Consider the following 24,620-nt stretch of genomic DNA (forward strand, 5'->3'; position numbering starts at 1 on the left):
ACAAGTAACACGACAATCTGTAGGCTTAATCACAGGTCTACGTTATATTACGGGGCAATTTCATTGCCCCTTTTTATTTATATTTCGGCAATGAGTGCCAATTGTAATAATTAAGTTAACCATGGGTGAATATATTTATATAAACCCAGGGATTATTGTTACTCTTTATGGCAATTACCCCATTTTAATTAACTGTTGTTTGGGAGGCCGCATAAAAAAGTTCAACTGTAATTGCAAATTTTAAACTTTATTTTTATTTGGATAATCAACATGTTACTCTGCATTTGCTGAAAAACCATGCACTTTGCAGTCCTATAAGCCAGGCGAGATATGATCCATATCAAATTCTCTTCTATAATGCTTTGTTAGTATCTCGTCGCCGACTTAAATAAAGAGAGAGTTAGTGTGAAAGCTGACAACCCTTTTGATCTAATACTTCCAGCTGCGATGGCCAAAGTTGCCGAAGAAGCAGGTGTCTACAAAGCAACTAAGAAACCGCTGACAACGTTCTTTTTGGCGATTACAGCAGGTGTCTTTATCTCCATTGCGTTTGTTTTTTATATTACTGCCACCACAGGGACAGCATCAATGCCGTACGGCATGGCTAAACTGGTTGGTGGGATATGCTTCTCATTAGGGTTAATTCTTTGCGTCATTTGCGGCGCAGACCTTTTCACATCAACTGTGTTGATCGTGGTGGCGAAAGCCAGTGGACGTATCACCTGGGGCCAATTGGCTCGTAACTGGGTAAACGTCTATATCGGTAACCTGATTGGCGCATTGTTGTTCGTGCTGCTGATGTGGTTATCCGGGGAGTATATGGTAGCGAATGGCGGCTGGGGCTTGAATGTCCTGCAAACAGCCGACCACAAACTGCACCATACCTTTATTGAAGCTGTCGCACTGGGTATTCTGGCGAACCTGATGGTCTGTCTGGCCGTATGGATGAGCTACTCAGGTCGCAGTCTGACCGATAAAGCGTTGATTATGGTGCTGCCGGTGGCCATGTTTGTTGCCAGCGGTTTTGAGCACAGTATCGCAAACATGTTTATGATTCCGATGGGTATCGTAATCCGTCACTTTGCGAGCCCGGAGTTCTGGACCGCTATCGGCTCCAGCCCGGAAAGTTTTTCTCACCTGACTATTGCAAATTTCATCACCGATAATCTGATTCCGGTAACAATTGGGAATATCATTGGTGGAGGATTGTTAGTTGGGTTGACATACTGGGTCATTTACCTGCGTGGCGATGATCATCATTGATTGATGCTTGTTTCAGGCAGTAAATAAAAAATCCACTTAAGAAGGTAGGTGTTACATGTCCGAGCTTAATGAAAAGTTAGCCACAGCCTGGGAAGGTTTTGCGAAAGGTGACTGGCAGAAAGAAGTCAACGTACGCGACTTTATCCAGAAAAACTATACCCCTTACGAGGGTGACGAGTCCTTCCTGGCTGGCGCAACTGATGCGACCACCACGCTGTGGGACAAAGTAATGGAAGGCGTTAAACAGGAAAACCGCACTCACGCGCCTGTTGACTTCGACACCTCTGTTGCTTCTACCATCACCTCTCACGACGCTGGCTACATCAACAAAGCGCTTGAGAAAATCGTTGGTCTGCAGACCGAAGCACCGCTGAAACGTGCGATTATCCCGTTCGGTGGTATCAAAATGGTTGAAGGTTCCTGCAAAGCGTACAACCGCGAGCTGGACCCGGCCCTGAAAAAAATCTTCACTGAATACCGCAAAACTCATAACCAGGGCGTTTTTGACGTTTACACCAAAGACATCCTGAACTGCCGTAAATCTGGCGTGCTGACCGGTCTGCCGGATGCCTATGGCCGTGGCCGTATCATCGGTGACTACCGTCGCGTTGCGCTGTACGGTATCGACTTCCTGATGAAAGACAAATACGCTCAGTTCCTGTCTCTGCAGTCTGACATGGAAAACGGCGTAAACCTGGAAGCGACTATCCGTCTGCGTGAAGAAATTGCTGAACAGCACCGTGCTCTGGGTCAGATCAAAGAGATGGCCGCTAAATACGGTTGCGATATCTCTGGTCCGGCTACTACTGCTCAGGAAGCTATCCAGTGGACTTACTTCGGCTACCTGGCTGCTGTTAAATCCCAGAACGGCGCAGCAATGTCCTTCGGTCGTACCGCTACCTTCCTGGACGTGTTCATCGAACGCGACCTGAAAGCAGGCAAAATCACCGAACAAGAAGCGCAGGAAATGGTTGACCACCTGGTCATGAAACTGCGTATGGTCCGCTTCCTGCGTACCCCTGAGTATGATGAACTGTTCTCCGGTGACCCGATTTGGGCAACTGAATCTATCGGTGGTATGGGCGTTGATGGCCGTACTCTGGTTACCAAAAACAGCTTCCGTTTCCTGAACACCCTGTACACCATGGGGCCGTCTCCGGAGCCGAACATCACCATTCTGTGGTCTGAAAAACTGCCACTGAACTTCAAGAAATTTGCTGCGAAAGTCTCCATCGATACCTCTTCTCTGCAGTATGAGAACGATGATTTGATGCGTCCTGACTTCAACAACGATGACTATGCTATCGCTTGCTGCGTAAGCCCGATGGTCGTTGGTAAACAAATGCAGTTCTTCGGTGCGCGTGCTAACCTCGCGAAAACCATGCTGTATGCCATCAACGGCGGCGTTGATGAAAAACTGAAAATGCAGGTTGGTCCGAAATCTGAGCCGATCAAAGGCGATGTGCTGAATTTCGCAGAAGTGATGGATCGCATGGATCACTTCATGGACTGGCTGGCTAAACAGTATGTCACCGCGCTGAACGTCATCCACTATATGCACGACAAATACAGCTACGAAGCCTCTCTGATGGCGCTGCATGACCGTGACGTTATTCGCACCATGGCGTGTGGTATCGCAGGTCTGTCCGTTGCGGCTGACTCCCTGTCTGCTATCAAATATGCGAAAGTTAAACCGATTCGTGACGAAGACGGTCTGGCTGTTGACTTCGAAATCGAAGGCGAATACCCGCAGTTTGGTAACAACGATGCACGTGTAGATGACCTGGCTGTTGACCTGGTAGAACGTTTCATGAAGAAAATTCAGAAACTGACTACTTACCGTAACGCCATCCCGACACAGTCTGTTCTGACCATCACCTCTAACGTTGTGTATGGTAAGAAAACCGGTAACACCCCAGACGGTCGTCGCGCAGGTGCGCCGTTCGGACCAGGTGCTAACCCGATGCACGGTCGTGACCAGAAAGGTGCTGTCGCTTCTCTGACTTCCGTTGCTAAACTGCCGTTTGCCTACGCTAAAGATGGTATCTCTTACACCTTCTCTATCGTTCCGAACGCACTGGGCAAAGACGACGAAGTTCGTAAGACTAACCTGGCAGGCCTGATGGATGGTTACTTCCACCATGAAGCGTCCATCGAAGGTGGTCAGCACCTGAACGTGAACGTAATGAACCGCGAAATGCTGCTCGATGCGATGGAACATCCGGAAAAATATCCGCAGCTGACCATCCGTGTATCTGGCTACGCAGTACGTTTTAACTCCCTGACTAAAGAACAGCAGCAGGACGTTATTACCCGTACTTTCACTCAGACCATGTAATTGGTGTAACCCGATGGATTTCGGGTTGCATCAAGGCGGCAAGAGCGCGAATCCCGATGAGCTTACTCACGTAAGTGATTCGGGTGAGTAAACAAAGCCAACAAAGATGTAGCCTGAAAGACGACGGGTATTGACTGAAATCGCGATTTAAAAAGCGTACAATAAAGGCTCCACACAAGTGGGGCCTTTTTAACACCCCCCTCTCCAGTCTGCTTTGCCAGATATCTATGCCAAAACGATGGATATCAGCCAAAATAGACTTAAACACAGCCGGTGAGCTGTGCATCAATACAGGCCCCGGATGGGCCACATCTGGAGAAAACACCGCAATGTCAGTTATTGGTCGCATCCACTCCTTTGAATCCTGTGGCACCGTTGATGGCCCAGGTATCCGCTTTATCACCTTCTTCCAGGGCTGCCTGATGCGTTGCCTGTATTGCCATAACCGCGATACCTGGGACACCCATGGCGGCAAAGAAATCACGGTAGAAGATCTGATGAAAGACGTGGTGACCTATCGCCACTTTATGAATGCGTCCGGCGGCGGCGTAACAGCCTCCGGAGGGGAAGCCATTTTGCAGGCGGAGTTTGTCCGCGACTGGTTCCGTGCCTGCAAAAAAGAGGGCATTCATACCTGTCTTGATACTAATGGCTTTGTTCGCCGTTACGATCCGGTGATTGATGAGCTGCTGGAAGTGACTGATCTGGTGATGCTCGATCTCAAACAGATGAATGATGAAATTCATCAGGATCTGGTGGGTGTTTCTAATCACCGTACGCTGGAGTTCGCGAAATACCTGGCGAATAAAAATATTAAGGTCTGGATCCGCTATGTTGTTGTACCGGGCTGGTCCGACGATGACGACTCCGCGCATCGCCTCGGTGAATTTACCCGCGATATGGGCAATGTCGAGAAAATCGAACTGCTGCCTTACCATGAGCTGGGTAAACACAAATGGGTGGCGATGGGCGAAGAGTACAAACTGGATGGCGTTCATCCGCCGAAGAAAGAGACCATGGAGCGCGTGAAAGGCATCCTTGAGCAGTACGGTCACAAAGTGATGTATTAATTAAAACGCCCGGTTCCCCGGGCGTTTTAATTTTATTGGAACACACCATTAATAATTGCTGTCACAACGGCAGTACTCAGCGCCACCAAAACTAAGTCGTCGCCTACAATTCGCCATTCATATCCCGGATAGGATGGTAACTGCCCCAACATAGACGCAGGCACCGTTTTCTTCGCAATACCTGGCGGTAGTGCTTTACCGCGCGCAACGTTTTTTGCGATTCCCGGTGGTAAAGAGTCATAGCCCGTCAGGCCATAATTCACAGCCAGCGTACGCGCACGGTCGTAGCTGACATTCACTGAAACATCATTACCGTCTTTTTGTTTAGCGGATTTGTGTTGATTATTTGACGAATGATTTCCGTTATCACCATGTGAGCCGGAATTGCCATGGTTGCCACTATTGCCCTGCCCTCCGCCATTACCATTCCCATTACCGGGATTAGCCATAGCAGGTATTGATACGAGGGAACACGCGAGAAAAACAGCCAATGCGGCAGTATTGAAACGACGTAAAGACATCATGATGGAGGCCTTCTTAAAGTGAGTCCAGGCGCAGAATATCTGAGAGATTCAACGGGTCACAATAGGGAGAACTCCCATAATGGAGGCTTTTCGTCTGCAAAGAGAAAAAGCCTGCGTATGCAGGCTTAAAATCAGGCATGCGCCACTGGCGTTGGATGCTGACCAGCTTTACGCATCAGCATTAGCAGATAGATAAAGGACACGCTGGCAATCATGATAAACAGCAGACTGTCGGAATAGCTCTGCATCAGCATCGCGGTCAGCGTTGGTCCTGAAAGGCTGCCTACGGTATAGCTCAGCAGCAAAGCCTGGTTCATCGCCACCAGTTGATGGTATTCGACTTTTTCGCAGGCCCACGCCATCGCCACCGGATAGAGTGTGAAACCGGCAGTCCCCAATACAAAAAGCGCCGGGGCCATAGCCGCGTTGCTGAGCATTGCGAAACAGCCAAGGATCACAACAAAGACCTGAACACGCAGCACCAGCAGTCGTCCAAAACGATCTGCCAGGCGGCCAATTGGCCATTGCCCAATGATACCGGAGCTCACCATTAACGCCATCCAGAACCCAATACCCGCATCACTGATGCCCTTATGGTTCAGATAAAGCGGCATCAACCCATACAAGGAGCCCAGAATGATCCCGGAAATAATGCAGCCATTAACGCCAAGCCGCGCCTGACGCAGGCGAAGCATAGGCCAGATTGCCGTAGTACCGTGAGATTCATCACGCTGCTCCATAATGCGCGTGAAGAGTAACGGTAAAATCCCTGCCAGTATTAACCCCACCGCCCAGGGCAGCACATGCATCAGTTCAGTGGACAGTTTGCTCACCATCAACTGCCCCAGCACCGTGCCCACGTAATAGACCATCATATAGGCCGCCAGTAAGCGCCCGCGATTACGGGATGTTCCGCTGCACATCAATGCGCTTTCCACCACAACCCAAATCATTGCGCAACCGATACCCGCGACGAAACGCCAGCTAAGCCAGCTCCAGAAACCCACATTCAGCCCCAGCCCTGCGCAACCAACCGCAAAGATGATGGATGCAATGTAATAACTGCGGTTAAACCCAAGTCGTTGGATCACACGCCCGGTCAGCAGTGTCCCCAATAAGTTGCCGGTAAAATAGGATGAGCCGACTATACCAACCTGCCAGGTAGGCATGTTTTCATGGGCGAGCCAAAGCGGGACGAGCGTGTTCAGCACTGCAATCGCCAGCGTCAACAGCAGCAAGCCACAGAGCAACAAAAGCACTGGGCGAGTATAAGTGGGCATGGGTAAAAACCGTGAGGAAGTTCAAGATTCGTGCGCATCATGCCACTGGCAAAAACATTGTCAATCTACCACTTTTATCCATCGGTACGTTTTACGGCTGGACGATATATAAAACTAATCCAGCGAAGTTTCCGTAGGGTTAAAAGTTTCATTACGTGATTGATTAGACTGGCTTATATCAGAATGGCATCGACAGGGTTCAGTTGAAAAAATTCATGATGATTTCTTGTGAAAACAGCCCTGAAAAGCCGGGACTTCCGCCCCGGCTGCTACAACGTTACCCTGCCACCGCCATACCCACGGTCATGTGCAGGCCGTAAAATACGCCACGACCAATCATTTCCCCCACAAGTACCAGGACAAATGCCAGGCTCAGTAACGGGATCGCTGGGTAGTGGCCTTTCAGTTGTGGCGCCACCCAGCATACTACAGCCAGGACCAGTGCAACGACGCGCCATGCCATTAATGCGCCGTAATCCGGCACCAGCGCAGACGCCTGCTGGACGGAACTATGGATAGAAGCAAGTTCACTTCCCTGCATCAGCACGACAACCATACTGGCAACCAGTGCAAGCAAAGTAATCACTGGCAGCAGTCGCATTGCCCAGCCTTCAACGCCCACTATGCGCAGTAACAAATAGCCGAGTAGCGGGCCGCCAATGAACAGCGTCAGGAAGAAACTGAGCGGCGTCCAGAGCGTGTACCAGGTCGGTACCGTATCAATGGTGTTGTATACGCGCACCATCATCCAGACAAACACCACGCCCAGCACCGCCGTCACAATGAGCCACAACTGGCGCCCCCCCTGCGACAGTTTTCCCGCAATCGCCAGCAGCCAACCGATACCGCCAACAGCAAAAAACAACGATCCTGAGGCAATTTCATTGCTTAACGTCGAGGAGCCGATCCGGTTAAGGGAATTCAGCGCCCGCATTGGCGTACCGAGGTGAAGCATTGATGCAATAAAACCAATACCCATCAGTACCCACAGACCAAACATCACGCGGACAATACGTTGCTGCGTCCCGGAGTGAACATCACCTTTCAGGAGCGCCACAGCCAGTACAATGAAGCCACCCACCACACACTGGCCAAAGACAGTGAAGATCATCAGCGGCCATTCATGCCATCCGTTACCCATCTCACACCTCCCGCGGGTTTGCCAGATAGCCGGTGGTATCCCCTGTCGGGCGGCTGTTGGCGTTAGGTTTAATCACGATGCACGGCCTGGTGAAGTGCGACGCCGGGAGCGGGGCGACTGCCGCCAGCTCACCGTATTTTTTACGCAGATCTTCAATGGGACCGAAGTCCAGCGCACGCAGCGGGCAGGATTCCACGCAAATCGGCTTATGGCCCTCGGCAACACGACTGTAGCAGCCGTCGCATTTGGTCATATGGCCTTTTTCGGCGTTGAACTGCGGCGCACCGTACGGGCAGGCCATATGGCAGTAACGACAGCCGATGCAGATATCTTCGTCCACCACCACAAAGCCATCTTCGCGTTTGTGCATCGCCCCGCTGGGGCAGACTTTGGTACAGGCCGGATCCTCGCAGTGGTTACAGGCGATGGAGAGGTAGTAGGCGAAAACGTTCTGGTGCCAGACGCCGTTATCTTCCTGCCAGTCTCCCCCCGCGTATTCGTAAATGCGGCGGAAGCTAACATCCGGGGTTAAGTTCTTGTAATCCTTACACGCCAGCTCACAGGTTTTGCAGCCGGTGCAGCGTGCGGAGTCGATATAAAATCCATATTGTGTAGCCATCTCTTACTCCTTACGCCTTCTCGACCTGAACAAGGTTAGTGTGCGATGGGTTACCCTTCGCCAGCGGTGAGGGACGTTGAGTCGTCAGGACGTTGATACTACCCGCCTGGTCTATACCTTTCGCATCCGGCGCATACCAGGCGCCTTCGCTCAACGCGACGACGCCCGGCATCATGCGCGGCGTCACCTTCGCTTCAATATGAACTTCGCCACGATCGTTAAAAATACGTACGCGATCACCGTTGCTTATCCCACGTTTGCGCGCATCAATCGGGTTGATCCATATCTCCTGTCGACAGGCCGCTTTCAATACATCAACGTTGCCATAGGTCGAGTGCGTACGGGACTTATAGTGGAAACCGGTAAGCTGCAAGGGGAATGTTTTGTTCAGCGGATCGTTGTAATTCTCGAACCCTGGGGTATAAATCGGCAGCGGGTCGATAACATCGCCTTCCGGCAATTCCCAGGTCGCCGCGATCGTTGCCAGCGCTTCCGAATAGATCTCGATCTTACCTGACGGTGTGGTCAGCGGGTTGGCCTGTGGATCGTCGCGGAACCCTTTATAGGCGACGTAGTGCCCATTCGGATCGCGCTGTTTGAACATTCCCTGCTGACGGAAGGTGTCAAAATCCGGCAAATCCGGGATCGCTTTGCGTGAAAGCGCGTGCAGGTGACGCATCCACTCTTCCTGCGTGCGACCTTCGGTAAACTGCTGCTCAACGCCAAGACGTTTTGCCAGCCCGGACATCATGTCGTAGATGGTTTTACACTCGAAACGCGGCTTGATGACCTGATCATTAAAAATGACGTAAGACATATTGCCGCAGGAGGCATCCAGCGCGAAGTCCATCTGCTCAGACGCCGTGCAATCTGGCAGCAAAATATCGGCATATTTTGCTGATGACGTCATATGGCAATCAATCACCACAATCAGCTCGCATTTTTTATCATCCTGCAGGATGTTATGCGTACGGTTGATATCTGAATGCTGGTTGATGAGGCAGTTACCAGCATAGTTCCAGATCATCTTAATCGGCACGTCCAGCTTCTCTTTGCCGCGCACACCATCACGCAGCGCCGTCATCTCAGGCCCGCGCTCAATGGCGTCCGTCCATAAGAACATGGAAATACTGGTTTGTACTGGGTTGTCCAGCGTCGGCATTCGTTCGAATGGCAGGGCGTAAGACCCCTCGCGCGCCCCTGTGTTGCCGCCGTGGATCCCGACATTGCCTGTCAGGATAGCCAGCATTGAAATTGCACGGGTCGCAATCTCACCGTTGGCATGGCGCTGTGGCCCCCATCCCTGGCTGATAAACGCGGGTTTGGTACTACCGATTTCTCGTGCCAGCTTCACAATGCGCTCAGCAGGCACACCGGTAATTGTCGACGCCCACTCAGGCGTTTTGGCCACACCGTCTTTCCCCTGCCCAAGAATATAGGCTTTGTAATGACCATTGGCAGGTGCACTGGCTGGCAACGTTTTTTCGTCGTAACCTACGCAGTACTTATCGAGGAATGGCTGATCAACAAGGTTTTCCGTAATCAGCACCCATGCAATGCCATTTACCAGTGCGGCGTCTGTACCGGGACGAATGGGGATCCACTCATCTTCACGCCCTGCGCCGGTATCGGTATAACGCGGATCGACGATAATCATTCGGGCATTCGATTTTGCCCTCGCCTGTTCAAGATAATAGGTCACCCCACCACCGCTCATACGCGTTTCGCCAGGGTTGTTACCAAATAGCACGACCAGTTTGCTGTTTTCGATATCTGACGGACTGTTACCCGCCGCCCAGCCACCGTAAGTGTAATTAAGCCCCGCAGCAATTTGTGCCGAGGAGTAGTCGCCATAATGGTTAAGGTAACCGCCACAACAGTTCATCAGGCGTGCCACCAACGTTTTTCCCGGTGGCCACGAACGCGTCATTGTGCCACCCAGCGTACCGGTACCATAATTCAGATAGATGGATTCGTTACCGTAGTCTTTAATAAGACGCGTCATATTCTGCGCGATTGTGTCGTATGCTTCTTCCCAACTGATTCGCTCGAATTTACCTTCGCCGCGTTTGCCAACGCGCTTCATCGGATATTTCAGACGATCGGGGTTGTAGACACGACGGCGCATTGAGCGGCCACGAAGGCAGGCGCGAACCTGATGCAATCCATCGTAGTTATCATCGCCTGTATTGTCAGTTTCGACATATTTAATCTCGCCATCCACGACATGCATGCGCAGCGGGCATCGGCTACCGCAGTTGACCGTACAGGCACTCCAGACAACTTTTTCACTGGTGGAAGGTGGAGAAATGGCGTCAGCGGCGCTGACGAGTCGGGAAAAAGGTAAAGTGAAGGCGCTTCCTGCCGCCGCGAGCCCGCCAATAGCGGTTGTTCTCATCAGCCCACGTCGACTCACCTCCACACCGAGTAGTGTATCGGGGGTCTTAGTTTTCATATGTACTCACTTTGCTTACAAAATTAAAATGCGAGTCCGATATATAATTTTCTATATAACGAAATCTCAACTTTTTAGTGATTTATTCTGATTCGGCAAAGTGAATATTAATCTTATTAAAAGTGAGGTTATTGTCGGGAATCAAGGTGGGCAAAAAAAAGCGCCCGTAGGCGCTTTTTATAAGACGGGAGTGCTAGCCGATATACTCAAGCCCACGCATATAAGGACGCAGGACTTCCGGGATCTCAATCCGCCCGTCGGCTTGCTGATAGTTTTCCAGCACCGCAACCAGCGTACGACCGACCGCCAGACCGGACCCGTTCAGGGTATGTACCAGGCGTGTTTTTTTATCGGATTTGCTACGGCAACGAGCCTGCATACGGCGCGCCTGGAAGTCCCAGACGTTGGAGCAGGAGGAGATTTCGCGATAGGTATTTTGCGCCGGCACCCACACTTCCAGGTCGAACGTTTTGCAGGCACCAAAACCCATGTCACCCGTGCAGAGTGCAACACGACGGTACGGCAGGCCGAGCAGCTCCAGCACTTTTTCCGCGTGACCGGTCATCTCTTCGAGTGCGGCCATAGAGTCTTCCGGACGAACAATCTGTACCATCTCGACTTTGTCGAACTGGTGCATACGGATCAGACCGCGCGTATCACGACCATAAGAACCGGCTTCTGAACGGAAGCATGGTGAATGCGCCGTCAGCTTAATCGGCAAGTCGTCTTCGTCGATGATTTCATCGCGAACAAGGTTAGTCAGCGGTACTTCTGCGGTCGGAATCAGCGCATAGTTACTGCTGTCAGCTTCTTCCTCCAGCGGACGCGTGTGGAACAGATCGCCCGCAAACTTCGGCAATTGCCCCGTACCGTACAGCGTATCCTGGTTAACCAGATATGGAACATAGGTCTCGCTATAGCCGTGCTGCTCGGTATGCAGGTCGAGCATAAACTGCGCCAGTGCACGATGCAGGTGAGCGATTTGACCTTTCATCACCACAAAACGGGAGCCGGTCAGTTTAACCGCTGCAGCAAAATCCAGCCCCGCGTGCATTTCGCCGAGCGAGACATGGTCACGAATTTCAAAGTCGAACTGACGCGGCGTACCCCAGCGTTTCACTTCAACGTTGTCGTTTTCATCTTTACCAACCGGAACGCTGTCATCCGGGATGTTGGGGATTGCCAGCGCGATATCACGGATTTCCGCCAGCAGCGTTTCCAGCTCGGCTTTCGCCGCGTCCAGTTGTTCACCCAGTTTGTTCACTTCCAGGCGTAATGGCTCAATGTCTTCCCCGCGCGCTTTCGCCTGGCCGATGGATTTCGATCGCGAGTTACGCTCTGCCTGCAGGTTTTCGGTGTTTACCTGCAAAACTTTGCGACGTTCTTCAAGAGCGCGCAATTTATCTACATCCAGCTTAAAGCCCCGGCGTGCCAGTTTTTCTGCGACTGCGTCTGGCTCGGTACGCAGCAGATTGGGATCGAGCATGCTTATCCTGTGCTTATCGAATTGAAAAAATGAGAAAGTGACCGCAGCCTGCGGCCACAGAGATACACCGACAACATTACCGCAACGCCACTCTCAGCGATAGCGTTTTGTGGGGCTTTTATGATCCTGTTCAGCGAGCCAGGCGAGCTTTTCGCCAATCTTGCCTTCAAGGCCTCTGTTTGTCGGATGATAATAGCGTGTTTGTGCTAACTCTTCGGGGAAATAAGACTCGCCAGCCGCATAGGCATTGGGTTCGTCATGAGCATAGCGATACTCCTGACCATAACCCATCTCTTTCATCAGTTTGGTTGGCGCATTACGTAAATGGACGGGAACGTCGTAATCCGGACGTTCGCGCGCATCAGCCAGTGCGGCTTTGAAGGCGGTATAAACCGCATTACTTTTCGGGGCACAGGCCAGATAAACAATCGCCTGCGCAATGGCCCGTTCACCCTCCGCAGGCCCAACGCGGGTGAAACAATCCCAGGCCGAAATAGCCACCTGCATCGCGCGCGGATCGGCGTTACCAACATCTTCTGACGCAATCGCCAGACAGCGGCGCGCCACGTACAATGGATCGCCCCCGGCGCTGATAATACGTGCATACCAGTACAACGCCGCATCTGGCGCACTACCGCGCACCGACTTATGCAGCGCTGAGATCAAATCGTAGAAACGGTCACCTTTGTTATCAAAACGCGCACTGCGCTCACCGGCAATCTCCGTCAGAAGTGAGGGTTGCAGGACGCGCTTACCGGAGTCATCCAGCTCAGCCATGTCGGCCATCATTTCCAGCGTATTAAGCGCCCGGCGTGCATCGCCGTTGACCAGCTCAGCAATCGCGCGACGGGTCTCATCCGGCAGAGAAATATCCTGACCGCCATAGCCCCGCGCCTTATCTTCCATCGCTTGCGTTAATACCTGTTCAATATCCGCTGTCGTCAAAGATTTCAGCAGATAGACGCGCGCACGAGAGAGCAAAGCGGAATTGAGTTCGAATGAGGGATTTTCGGTGGTGGCACCAATGAAAGTGATCGTACCATCTTCAATATGGGGTAAAAAGGCATCCTGCTGGCTTTTGTTAAAGCGATGGACTTCATCAACAAACAGGATCGTGCGACGCCCCGCATTGCGATTTTGCCGGGCTCGCTCAATAGCTTCACGAATCTCTTTCACGCCCGATGTGACCGCAGAAATGCGTTCAACATCGGCACTGGCATAGCGGGCAATCACCTCTGCCAGCGTCGTTTTTCCCGTTCCGGGCGGTCCCCACAAAATCATCGAATGGAGATGACCGGCTTCAATCGCCCGAGGCAGGGGTTTACCCGGAGCCAGCAAATGTTGCTGACCTATATATTGCGCCAAATTTTCCGGCCGCATACGCGCGGCCAGAGGTTGAAACGCATTGTCGGAAAAATCGAGCGACAGATTGCTCACGCATGCCTCTTAGTTACGTTGATCGTCGACCGTTACGCCTTTTGGCGGAGTAAAGGTAAACTTAGCAGCATCTACCGTGCCATTTTGCTGGGCTTTTAGCTGGTAGTTACTTTTCTGATCATCCTGCTCAATTGCGCTGAACTGGTGAATGGTGCCATCACGGCCAACGTTGATCGTGAACTGCTTGAGGTTGCCATTGCTGCTTTTTGGTGTCAGGACAAAATCATCGCCGTTCTGCTGAATATTGTACTGCTGCCAGTCGCTACTCTGGTTACGCGCAATCAGCATAAACGGTGTGTTGCTGGTAGCATCTTTCAGCCAGGTTGCCGTAGCTTGCTCAACAAACGGGTTGTAGAACCACAATGTTTTCCCATCGGAAACAAGGACACTCTCATCGGGTTGCGTCATGTGCCAGTTGAACAGATTTGGACGCTTGACCCACAAATCGCCCTGACCTTCCTGTACCGCCGCACCGCTTCCGTCCGTCACTTTTTGGGTGAAGCTCGCATGGAAACTGTTCACTTTGTCGAGACGGCTTTTCAGATCGCTGGAAGCATCCGCCCACACGCTGCTCACCATAAAGCTGCCAAGTAACGCACAGGTTATCGCGATTTTTTTCATTGTTTTTCCTCAAAAACGTCGCTCCCGGTACGGGAGAACACTTCTGTCACTCTAAAAGCTCATTGCCACAAGTGACAGAAGAAAAGACTGAATTTTTACGGCTTTACCGATCTTTGCAATCACTCGAACGGCGGAGGCGCTAACACCTCACGGTTGCCATTGTGCCCCTGCTCGCTGACGATGCCCTGCGCTTCCATCTGCTCAATGATACGCGCCGCGCGGTTATAACCGATACGGAATTGACGCTGTACGCCAGAGATGGAAGCCTTGCGTTTCTCGGTGACGAAATTAACCGCCTGGTCGAATAACGGATCCAGCTCTTCACCGCCGTCAAAACCACCGCCGCCGCCCCCTTCGCTTTCGCTATCGGAGGTAATACCGTCAACGTATTGCGGACGACCGCGCGCTTTCCAGTCCTGCACCACGGCATGCACTTCCTGGTCACGCACAAACGCACCATGGACACGTACCGGCATTGTCGAGTTTGGCCCTGAATAAAGCATATCCCCCATCCCCAGCAGTGATTCTGCACCGCCCTGGTCAAGGATGGTACGGGAGTCGATTTTGCTCGATACGGTAAAAGCAATACGGGTCGGGATGTTGGCTTTAATCAGACCGGTGATAACGTCAACAGAAGGACGCTGCGTCGCCAGCACCAGGTGAATACCCGCAGCACGCGCTTTCTGCGCCAGGCGGGCAATCAACTCTTCGACCTTTTTACCTACGGTCATCATCAGGTCGGCAAATTCATCGACCAGCACGACGATGTACGGCAGTTTTTCCAGCACCGGATGGTCAATCGCCATGCTGTCACCCGGTTTCCAGTATGGATCCGGGATTGGGCGGCCCATTTTCGCCGCTTCGGCGATTTTTTCGTTATAACCCGCGAGATTACGCACGCCAAGCGCCGACATCAGTTTGTACCGGCGTTCCATCTCATTAACGCTCCAGCGCAATGCGTTGGCAGCGTCTTTCATGTCGGTGACCACCTCAGTCAGCAAATGCGGAATACCTTCGTACACGGAAAGCTCCAGCATTTTCGGGTCGATCATGATGAATTTCACGTCTTCCGGCTGCGCTTTGTAGAGCATGCTGAGGATCATGGCGTTAACCCCAACGGATTTACCAGAACCCGTGGTCCCCGCAACTAACAGATGGGGCATTTTGGCCAAATCAGCAATCACCGGCTCGCCACCGATATCGTTGCCCAACACGACGGTCAAAGGCGACGGGCTTTCGCGGAATTTCGCGCAGTCCAGCACTTCGCGGAGATAGACGGTCTGACGCTTTTTGTTCGGTAACTCCAGACCAACGTAAGGTTTACCCGGAATCACTTCTACAACACGAACCGCCGCGGTCGACAGGGAACGCGCCAGGTCACGCGACAGGTTAGAAATTCGCGCCGCCTTCACGCCCGGCGCCAGGTTCAGTTCAAAACGTGTAATCACCGGACCCGGAGAGTAGTTCACCACGTCAGCTTTGATACGGAAATCGGCCAGGCGCGCTTCCACCAGACGAGCCATTTGCTCCAGCGCGAAAGTATCAACCGGCTCAACCTCAGCCGGCGGTGGCGTCAGCAAATCCAGCGAAGGCAGTAGTGTCGTCGGTTTTGGCAACGGGCGGCTGTCACCGTTACGCATCAACAGCGGATGAATCAGGCTTTCCTGGGGCGCAGGTGCTTGTGGTCTGGCCGCTGCAGGTTGCGCATGGACAGGCGCGGAAGACGGAGCAGAATAATTTACAGCAGGCTGCTGCGTTGGCTGTTCAGCTTCTGGCATCACGCCGGGCGTAAACAATGGCTCGCCAGGGCCATCATCCACCAGCGCTTTAAACGGCGAGAATGCAAAATCATCAACTGAAAAGGCATGAGCACCTGTCGGCTGTTCACCGGAATAGCGCTGCTGCTGGGTGGCGGCAAACTGACGTGCCAGTTCAGCCTCTTCGGCCTCATCGTCATCAAGAATGGGTGCTGTCGTATCGTGCTGATACTCCTCGCCATAGCGGTTCTGCTGACTGGTCGCGAACTGTTGCGCCAACTCGTGTTGTTGTAGCATGTCGGCATCGTCATCATCCAGCGCACCATTTTGTTGGCGCCCGGCTTCACGCGCGCGCTCTTCTGCCATGCGCTGCGAGGGCAGTTTGATGCCATAGGACGCCAGTTCACGACGTGTAGGCACGCGGACACGGTTCGGGCGCGGCAGTTGTGGTCCAATGCCCTCTTTCACCTGCGGACGAGCAGCACCGCCATCGGCAAGACTAAACACCGGCGCAGTAGCCACTGCCGCTGTCGCAGCGACATCTTTCGCGCCTGCAGCAACAGGCGCGACTGTCGGCACAACGCTGGGTTCAACAGGCGTTGTCGGCGCAGCAGGAACAGAAGGCATTGCTGGCGCGACCGGACGCGTCGGCTCTTGTACCGGCTCCGGGATGGGCTGATACCAGGCGGCAAGCTGTTCACGCTCACGTGCTCGCTGGGCTTCAACCTCTTCAAAATAGTAAAGTGGCGGGCGCGTCTGCTTCACCTCTTCTACTACTTCCGGCTCAATCTCCGGCGCGGGCTCTTCGTATTGAGACTCTTGCCACGCCTGATATGCTTGCGGCTGTGGTGCAACAGGCGGCGCTTCCGGCTGCCACTCATTATTCTGTGCAGGCGCGGCGTAATGCGAAAGCGGAACCTGCTCGGGCTCTGGCTCATATTGTGCCGCATAGTCGCCAGAAGCTGGCTGCCACGGCGGCGTTTCCACCGGAGGCTGGACCACAGGGCTGGCTGGCGCAGCATACGCCTGTGCCGCCGTCATGGCTGCAGCGGCGGCTGAAACAGGTTCGGCTACGCGTTGCCCGCTTAACAGCGGATCGTAAGCGTCGATATCCGGCTGTGTGGCTCTATGGCCAGAAAACAGGACATCATCAGCATCTGCTGCGACACCGCGGGCACTGTAAGCAATATCCTCTTCATCATCATCCATCCGCTTTCCGGAGAACAATGCTGCGTCGGTTTTACGGCCAAGTGGGTTGGCGAATTTCTCCGCGACGCGTTTACGGCGCGCCAGTGCTCCACGCAGAATACGGGCACGACGCGATTCGCGCGGGGCGGCGGGCTCGTCGTCGTACTCCTCTTCTTCCTCGTATTCCTCTTCATCAACCCAGGTATCGTCACGGCGCGTGCGATTACTGGCGAAGGTGAGAATACCGAGGATAATGCCACCGAGTTTTTCAGCAATGGTCACCCAGGACCAGCCAGTAAACAGCGTGAGCCCGGCAGCCCAGACACACAACAAGGCGATGGTGCCCCCGCTGCTATGCAGCAATGGTTGCAATGTTGTGCTCAGCAAACTACCGATGACGCCGCCTGAGGCGAAATACCAGATATCGTCAGCGTTGATAGCCGCCAGACCGCAAGAGGTCAGGATTAGCGCCAACGCGCCAATAAGACGTAATGAAACGGCGAAATAATCAATAAAGTCTTCATTGGCACGATGTCGATAAGCAAACCAGCAACCACCGATGATAATCACCGGCAGGGTGTAAGCCATTACACCAAAAATGAAGAATAACGTATCCGCAAGCCACGCTCCCGGCGCGCCACCCAGATTATGTATGGGTTCATGCCACGCGGTTTGCGACCAACTGGGATCGGAAGGATTAAAACTAATGAGGGCCGCCATTAACCAGACGGCAAACAGAGAAACAAGGATCAGCAACGCCTCAAGGAGTCGACGCCCGCTGCTTAGCTTGGTTAGTGTGACTTCTTTGTCTTCTGTGTATTCCTGGCTCAAGTAAGGCTCTCCAGCTAAAACGGACAACAGCGCCGGGTCACCCCGGCACTGTTGCTGTATGGATTAACAGGAGTGTAATCAAAAAAAGCTGATTTTGCACCTGTTCCGTATTAGCGCGTCTTGATAACCAGACGGTTGCTCTGTTTGACTTCTTCCATCACCACATAAGTACGGGTGTCATTCACGCCCGGCAGTCGCAGCAGGGTTTCCCCTAGCAGTTTGCGATAAGCAGACATATCCGGCACACGTGTTTTCAACAGGTAGTCGAAATCACCGGACACCAAATGACACTCTTGAATTTCTTCAAGTTTTTGTACTGCGGCGTTAAATTGCTCAAACACATCCGGGGCGCCACGATTCAGAGTAATCTCAACAAATACCAGAAGTGATGCATCCAGATAATGCGGGTTCAGCAGCGCTGTATAGCCCTGAATGAAGCCCTGTCTTTCCAGCCTGCGCACGCGCTCAAGGCACGGCGTAGGAGAAAGTCCCACTCGTTTAGAAAGCTCGACGTTGGAAATACGCCCATCTTTTTGCAATTCGTTCAGAATATTACGATCAATGCGGTCGAGATCTTTGCCAGGGCGCTTCTTGCTATCTACCATTATTATTGTCTCTCTGTATTCCTTCCCTACTCCTGTCTTGACCCTGTGCACTTCACTGTTCAGGGTCTTTGCCCGTCGCTTTACGTGCGGGTTAATAACGATAACGCCGCATGTAATCCCAGGGTCTGCATTAAGAAGTCCGTTGCCATACGGCAGCTATCGACATCACGAATGGCGTCTGTCCACGCCATGCGTAGATTTCGCTAGCCCGGTAAAAATGGTATTTACATGCATGAATTTGCATCACGCGCGAAACACTGCTTTTTTTCTTCCTTTGATGTTTTCGCAAATGCGCAGGGGATTGTCAAAGCAAAACATCTTTTTTTAGTACAACATGCCAGATATTCATCATCCCCCTTAGGCGATACTCATTTAATCACCTTATAACGGCCCGTTTTTCAGTAGAAATTGTTATATTTAGGATCTCACTCAGCGTTAAATGATTAATGCCATCTATTACACATATCGTTAACAAAACCGCTGTGCCCTTTTTTTACGCCTGCAAATTCCCTACAATCCAGCCCAATGTCTGCCAAACAATAATGAGGATCTCATGGGTACGGCCAAACACAGTAAGCTGCTTATCCTTGGTTCAGGGCCTGCGGGATACACCGCTGCGGTCTATGCTGCACGTGCAAACCTGGAGCCGGTGTTAATTACCGGTATGGAGAAAGGCGGTCAGCTCACCACGACCACTGAGGTGGAAAACTGGCCAGGCGACCCGCACGATCTGACCGGTCCGCTCCTGATGGAGCGCATGCATGAACATGCCGCAAAATTTGATACCGAAATTTTGTTCGATCATATCAATAAAGTTGATCTGCAAAACCGTCCGTTCCGTCTTATCGGTGATAGCGGCGAATATACCTGTGATGCGTTGATTATCGCCACCGGTGCCTCCGCGCGTTATTTGGGTCTGCCATCTGAGGAAGCATTTAAAGGCCGCGGTGTTTCTGCCTGCGCCACCTGCGATGGTTTCTTCTATCGCAATCAGAAAGTCGCGGTCATCGGTGGGGGTAATACTGCCGTTGAAGAAGCACTGTACCTGGCAAACATCGCCTCTGAGGTACACCTGATTCACCGTCGTGATTCTTTCCGCGCGGAGAAAATCCTGATTAAACGTCTGATGGATAAAGTGGCCAGTGGCAATATCGTGCTGCACACCAACCGCACCCTGGAAGAGGTGACGGGCGATCAGATGGGTGTTAGCGGTCTGCGTATTCGCGATACCGAAAATGCGGATAATATTGAATCACTGGATGTCGCCGGCCTGTTTGTCGCTATTGGACACAGCCCGAACACCGCCATTTTTGATGGTCAACTTGAACTGGAAAATGGCTACATCAAAGTACAGTCAGGTATTCATGGCAATGCCACCCAGACCAGTATTCCAGGCGTTTTCGCTGCGGGTGATGTGATGGATCATATCTATCGTCAGGCAATCACCTCGGCCGGTACCGGCTGTATGGCGGCACTGGATGCAGAACGTTACCTTGATGGGTTAGCACAAAGTAAATAAACGTTACAACTCAGTAACAAAGGTAAATAAGGCGACTATAAGTCGCCTTTATTTTTGCGCCGATGTAACATTGCGAAGCTCAAAAATTCCGATAACTTCACCTGCAAAGCGCGCAATGAATAAAACCCGTCAACAAGAGTTAACCCGCTGGTTAAAACAGCAAAGTGTCATTTCCCGTCGCTGGCTTATGATGTCTCGCCTGCTGGGCGTGGCGAGTGGCGTTCTTATCGTTGCTCAGGCCTGGATACTCGCCAAAATCCTGAATCATATGATTATGGAAAATATCCCGCGCGAAGCATTGCTGCTGCCTTTTGCCTTGTTGGTGCTGATTTTTGTTTTGCGCAGTTGGGTCGTCTGGTTGCGTGAGCGCGTCGGTTTTCATGCCGGCGTCCACATCCGTTTCGAAATACGCCGTCAGGTGCTCGACAGGTTGCAGCAAGCTGGTCCAGCGTGGATTCAGGGTAAGCCCGCAGGCAGTTGGGCTACGCTTATCCTCGAGCAAATCGACGATATGCATGATTTTTATGCACGTTATCTGCCTCAGATGGCACTGGCAGCCAGCGTACCGTTGCTGATTCTCATTACCCTCTTTCCAGTTAACTGGGCCGCAGCCTTGATTCTGCTGGCAACCGCGCCGCTCATTCCGATCTTTATGGCGATGGTGGGGATGGGCGCAGCCGATGCAAACCGACGCAACTTCAAAGCACTGGCGCGCCTGAGCGGCCATTTCCTTGACCGCTTACGCGGCATGGAGACGCTGCGTATCTTCGATCGTGGCGCAGCGGAGACAGAAAATATTCGTCAGGCCTCAGAGGATTTTCGCAGCCGTACGATGGAAGTCCTGCGTATGGCGTTTCTCTCCTCCGGCGTGCTTGAATTTTTCACCTCGTTGTCCATCGCTCTGGTGGCCGTCTATTTTGGCTTCTCTTACCTGGGCGAACTCAATTTTGGCCATTACGGCACGGGCGTAACGCTGTTTGCCGGTTTCCTGGCCCTGATTCTGGCTCCGGAGTTCTTCCAGCCGCTGCGCGACCTGGGGACGTTCTATCACGCGAAAGCCCAGGCTATTGGTGCCGCCGACAGCCTGAAAACCTTTATGGAAGCGCCACTTGCCCATCCGCAGCGTGGCGAGATCGTGCTGAAAGCGGATGAGGCGGTGAGCATCACAGCGGAAGATCTGGTTCTCAAATCGCCAGAAGGCAGCGTCCTTGCCGGGCCACTGAACTTTACGCTGCCAGCCGGTCAGCGCGTGGTGCTGGTGGGGAAAAGCGGCTCCGGTAAGAGTTCGCTGGTGAATGCCCTTTCCGGGTTCCTGCCGTATGAGGGCTCCCTGCGGATAAATGACATTGAGTTACGAGACCTGAACCCGGAGAGCTGGCGTCAGCTTATCAGTTGGGTCGGGCAAAACCCGCAACTTCCGGCCACCACATTACGGGAAAATATCCTCCTGTCTCGCCCGGATGCCAGCGCCGCTGAATTGCAGGCCGTATTGGATAAAGCCTGGGTGAGCGAATTTTTACCGCTCTTACCACAAGGGCTGGAAACAGCTTGTGGCGATCAGGGAACGCGTCTTTCCGTAGGCCAGGCCCAGCGCGTTGCGGTTGCCCGCGCCCTGCTTAACCGATGCCAGCTATTGATGCTCGATGAACCCGCCGCCAGCCTTGACGCGCACAGTGAACAGCGCGTGATGCAAGCGCTTAATGATGCCTCACTGAACCAGACAACGCTGATGGTGACACATCAGTTAGAAGGGCTGGTCGACTGGAGCGCCATATGGGTCATGGATGACGGAAAAATCATCGAACAGGGGACTTTCGCGGAACTCTCCACAGCGCAGGGAGCCTTTGCCGCGCTCCTCGCCCATCGCCAGGAGGACATTTAAATGCGCGCACTTCTGCCCTATCTCGCTCTGTATAAACGCCACTTCTGGTTGCTGTTGCTGGGTGTGATCCTTGCGATTGTCACACTGCTGGCTAGTATCGGCCTGCTGACATTGTCCGGATGGTTTTTATCAGCATCTGCGGTGGTCGGCGCCGCCGGACTCTACAGCTTTAATTACATGCTCCCGGCTGCGGGGGTTCGCGGTGCCGCGATTACCCGTACCGCCGGGCGCTATTTTGAGCGGCTGGTCAGCCACGATGCAACCTTCCGCGTGCTGCAACATTTGCGCGTCACTACATTCAGCAAACTGCTGCCGCTCTCTCCTGCCGGCCTGTCACGTTTTCGCCAGGGAGAGTTACTCAATCGCGTGGTTGCGGATGTCGACACGCTTGATCACTTATATCTGCGCGTGATTTCACCTCTTGTTGGCGCTCTTGTGGTGATTGTTGTGGTCACCGTCGGGCTAAGCGTACTGGATGTCCCACTGGCGCTGATGCTGGGTGGAATTATGCTGGCTACGCTGATCGTCCTGCCGCCGCTCTTTTATCGTGCCGGGAAACCCACCGGCGAAAATCTGACTCAACTTCGCGGACAATACCGTCAGCAGTTAACCACCTGGCTACAGGGCCAGGCGGAACTCACGATTTTCGGCGCCAGCCAGCGCTACCGCGAACAGATGGAAAATACGGAACTAAGCTGGCATGACGCCCAGCGTCGCCAGTCCGATCTGACCGCCGCGTCCCAGGCAGTGATGTTACTGATTGGCGCGATTGCAGTGCTGACCATGCTGTGGTTCGCCGCTGGCGGCGTGGGCGATAACACGCAACCAGGTGCGCTTATTGCCCTTTTCGTGTTCTGTGCTTTAGCGGCTTTTGAAGCGCTGGCCCCGGTTACCGGTGCATTCCAACATCTTGGACAAGTTATCGCCTCTGCGATACGGATTACGCAAATTACCGACTGTCCGCCGGAAGTGCAGTTCCCGCAAACCTCAGTGATGGCCCCCACTGCGGTCAATGTCAACCTGCAGGACATCTCATTTAGCTACCCTGAGCAACCGCAAAAGGCGCTGGATGGCATTAGCCTGTCTATTGCCGCTGGCGAGCATGTTGCTGTGCTGGGGCGTACAGGGTGTGGTAAATCAACGCTGCTACAGCTATTAACGCGTGCCTGGGACCCGCAGCACGGCGAGGTATTACTCAACGGAGTGCCACTGACTCAATATGGGGAAACGGCGCTACGCGCGAGTATCAGTATGGTACCGCAACGTGTGCATTTGTTCAGCGCAACGCTGCGCGATAACCTGCTGTTGGCCGCCCCGCAGGCAACTGATGAGGCGCTGGCTGCTGTACTTACCCGCACGGGCCTTGAGAAATTACTCGATGACAGCGGCCTGAATGCCTGGCTGGGTGAAGGCGGTCGTCAACTGTCCGGCGGTGAGCTTCGCCGTCTGGCTATCGCACGAGCGTTATTGCACGATGCGCCGCTGGTCCTGCTGGATGAGCCGACCGAGGGGCTCGATGCTGCCACGGAGAGCCAAATCCTTGAGTTACTTGAGGAAGTGATGCAGGAAAAAACCGTGCTCATGGTGACACATCGCCTGCGTGGACTGAGCCGATTTGATCAGATAATTGTGATGGACAACGGGCAAATAATTGAGCAAGGTAATCACGCAGCGTTAATGGCAAAACAGGGTCGATACTACCAGTTTAAGCAACGTCTGTAGTCTATGGATGTCGTCATTTTCAGCCTCCCGTTGAGGGATGATTCTAAAGTGCTGTGCCGGAAGTGACGATATATATGGGGTATTCCTTGTTGCGTTGTGGAGCGTTGTGTCATGCGCCTGGTCCAGCTGTCTCGTCATACCCTTGCGTTCCCTTCGCCGGAAGCGGCGTTGCGTGAACCAAATGGCTTGTTGGCACTGGGTGGGGATCTTAGCCCTGCCCGTCTCCTGATGGCGTATCAACGCGGTATCTTCCCGTGGTTTTCGCCAGGCGATCCCATTCTCTGGTGGTCGCCAGATCCACGTGCCGTGCTGTGGCCGGCAGAGTTTCATGTCAGTCGTAGCATGAAGCGTTTTCACAAATCCTCCCCCTATCGTGTTACGGTCAATCATGCCTTTGGGCGGGTAATCGACGGCTGCACAGAAGATCGTGATGAGGGAACCTGGATCACACCGGATGTGGTGCTGGCTTATCACCGACTGCATGAGTTAGGACATGCCCATTCAATTGAAGTCTGGGAGGAGGATGAACTGGTCGGTGGCATGTATGGCGTATCGCAGGGGAGATTGTTTTGCGGCGAGTCGATGTTCAGCCGCCGCGTTAACGCATCCAAAACCGCGTTAATGGTGTTCAGCCACGCCTTCGCTCGCGATGGGGGTCAATTGATTGATTGCCAGGTGCTGAACTCGCATACCGCCTCGCTGGGCGCCGTGGAAATTCCGCGGCGCGAGTACCTTGAATGGCTTAGAGAGCTCCGTTTGCAAAAACTCCCTTCCCATTTCTGGGTCCCCAGAGAACTGTTTTTACCCGCCTGATGAATGTTTTCGGCACATTTTTTATCAGGGTGTTATAATGGACGCTCAGAGCAGCTTCTGCCTGTTACC

17 protein-coding genes are annotated in these 24,620 nt (G+C 52.9%); 7 read left to right on the forward strand and 10 right to left on the reverse strand.

Annotation, left to right across the window (positions count from 1 at the left end; genetic code table 11):
• Window positions 1-405 precede the first annotated feature (405 nt).
• The 3 genes from focA (at window position 406) to pflA (ending at window position 4,671) form a co-directional block, all read left to right on the forward strand.
• Window positions 406-1,263: a formate transporter FocA gene (gene focA, locus ABU190_RS09410; protein ID WP_271850944.1), complete on the forward strand. Its 858-nt coding sequence runs from the start codon at window positions 406-408 to the stop codon at window positions 1,261-1,263.
• A 55-nt stretch (window positions 1,264-1,318) separates the two neighbouring features.
• The gene (gene pflB / locus ABU190_RS09415; RefSeq protein WP_039078541.1) at window positions 1,319-3,601 is read left to right on the forward strand and encodes a formate C-acetyltransferase; all 2,283 of its coding nucleotides are present in this window, start codon (window positions 1,319-1,321) and stop codon (window positions 3,599-3,601) included.
• A gap of 329 nt (window positions 3,602-3,930) precedes the next feature.
• Entirely contained in the window at window positions 3,931-4,671 is a 741-nt protein-coding gene (gene pflA / locus ABU190_RS09420; protein ID WP_039078540.1) for a pyruvate formate lyase 1-activating protein, read from the forward strand.
• A gap of 32 nt (window positions 4,672-4,703) precedes the next feature.
• On the opposite strand, the gene ABU190_RS09425 is transcribed toward pflA, so the two are convergent.
• The 10 genes from ABU190_RS09425 to lrp form a co-directional block, all read right to left on the reverse strand.
• Complete coding sequence (locus tag ABU190_RS09425) at window positions 4,704-5,192, reverse strand: anti-virulence regulator CigR family protein (protein ID WP_354691208.1); 489 nt, start codon at window positions 5,190-5,192, stop codon at window positions 4,704-4,706.
• A 134-nt stretch (window positions 5,193-5,326) separates the two neighbouring features.
• Window positions 5,327-6,475: an MFS transporter gene (locus ABU190_RS09430; protein ID WP_354691134.1), complete on the reverse strand. Its 1,149-nt coding sequence runs from the start codon at window positions 6,473-6,475 to the stop codon at window positions 5,327-5,329.
• A 277-nt stretch (window positions 6,476-6,752) separates the two neighbouring features.
• Complete coding sequence (locus tag ABU190_RS09435; RefSeq protein ID WP_354691135.1) at window positions 6,753-7,616, reverse strand: dimethyl sulfoxide reductase anchor subunit family protein; 864 nt, start codon at window positions 7,614-7,616, stop codon at window positions 6,753-6,755.
• Window position 7,617: 1 nt separating this feature from the next.
• A complete protein-coding gene (locus tag ABU190_RS09440; RefSeq protein WP_354691136.1) occupies window positions 7,618-8,235 on the reverse strand; it encodes a DMSO/selenate family reductase complex B subunit in 618 nt (205 codons plus the stop codon).
• Window positions 8,236-8,245: 10 nt separating this feature from the next.
• On the reverse strand, window positions 8,246-10,690 hold the full coding sequence (dmsA, locus tag ABU190_RS09445) for a dimethylsulfoxide reductase subunit A (protein WP_354691137.1): 2,445 nt from the start codon (window positions 10,688-10,690) through the stop codon (window positions 8,246-8,248).
• Between the two features lie 193 nt (window positions 10,691-10,883).
• Window positions 10,884-12,176, reverse strand: a complete 1,293-nt coding sequence (gene serS, locus ABU190_RS09450; protein ID WP_039078535.1) for a serine--tRNA ligase — start codon at window positions 12,174-12,176, stop codon at window positions 10,884-10,886.
• Window positions 12,177-12,269: 93 nt separating this feature from the next.
• A complete protein-coding gene (rarA, locus tag ABU190_RS09455; RefSeq protein WP_039078534.1) occupies window positions 12,270-13,613 on the reverse strand; it encodes a replication-associated recombination protein RarA in 1,344 nt (447 codons plus the stop codon).
• 9 nt (window positions 13,614-13,622) lie between these two features.
• Complete coding sequence (lolA, locus tag ABU190_RS09460) at window positions 13,623-14,234, reverse strand: outer membrane lipoprotein chaperone LolA (protein WP_354691138.1); 612 nt, start codon at window positions 14,232-14,234, stop codon at window positions 13,623-13,625.
• 119 nt (window positions 14,235-14,353) lie between these two features.
• Entirely contained in the window at window positions 14,354-18,010 is a 3,657-nt protein-coding gene (locus ABU190_RS09465; RefSeq protein WP_354691139.1) for a DNA translocase FtsK 4TM domain-containing protein, read from the reverse strand.
• A gap of 110 nt (window positions 18,011-18,120) precedes the next feature.
• Window positions 18,121-18,615 carry a leucine-responsive transcriptional regulator Lrp gene (lrp, locus tag ABU190_RS09470; RefSeq protein WP_000228469.1) on the reverse strand — a complete coding sequence of 165 codons (495 nt, stop codon included), beginning with the start codon at window positions 18,613-18,615 and terminating at the stop codon, window positions 18,121-18,123.
• A gap of 553 nt (window positions 18,616-19,168) precedes the next feature.
• Here lrp and trxB point away from each other — a divergent pair.
• The 4 genes from trxB to aat all read left to right on the forward strand — a co-directional run bounded on the left by trxB (window position 19,169) and on the right by aat (window position 24,551).
• Window positions 19,169-20,134 carry a thioredoxin-disulfide reductase gene (trxB, locus tag ABU190_RS09475; protein ID WP_039078531.1) on the forward strand — a complete coding sequence of 322 codons (966 nt, stop codon included), beginning with the start codon at window positions 19,169-19,171 and terminating at the stop codon, window positions 20,132-20,134.
• 115 nt (window positions 20,135-20,249) lie between these two features.
• Window positions 20,250-22,016 carry a cysteine/glutathione ABC transporter permease/ATP-binding protein CydD gene (gene cydD / locus ABU190_RS09480; RefSeq protein WP_354691140.1) on the forward strand — a complete coding sequence of 589 codons (1,767 nt, stop codon included), beginning with the start codon at window positions 20,250-20,252 and terminating at the stop codon, window positions 22,014-22,016.
• Entirely contained in the window at window positions 22,017-23,738 is a 1,722-nt protein-coding gene (gene cydC, locus ABU190_RS09485) for a cysteine/glutathione ABC transporter ATP-binding protein/permease CydC (RefSeq protein ID WP_354691141.1), read from the forward strand.
• A 111-nt stretch (window positions 23,739-23,849) separates the two neighbouring features.
• On the forward strand, window positions 23,850-24,551 hold the full coding sequence (gene aat, locus ABU190_RS09490; protein ID WP_354691142.1) for a leucyl/phenylalanyl-tRNA--protein transferase: 702 nt from the start codon (window positions 23,850-23,852) through the stop codon (window positions 24,549-24,551).
• Window positions 24,552-24,620 lie beyond the last annotated feature (69 nt).

It is taken from the genome of Phytobacter sp. RSE-02, assembly GCF_040578655.1.
In the GTDB taxonomy this organism is placed as follows: Bacteria; Pseudomonadota; Gammaproteobacteria; order Enterobacterales; family Enterobacteriaceae; genus Phytobacter; species Phytobacter diazotrophicus.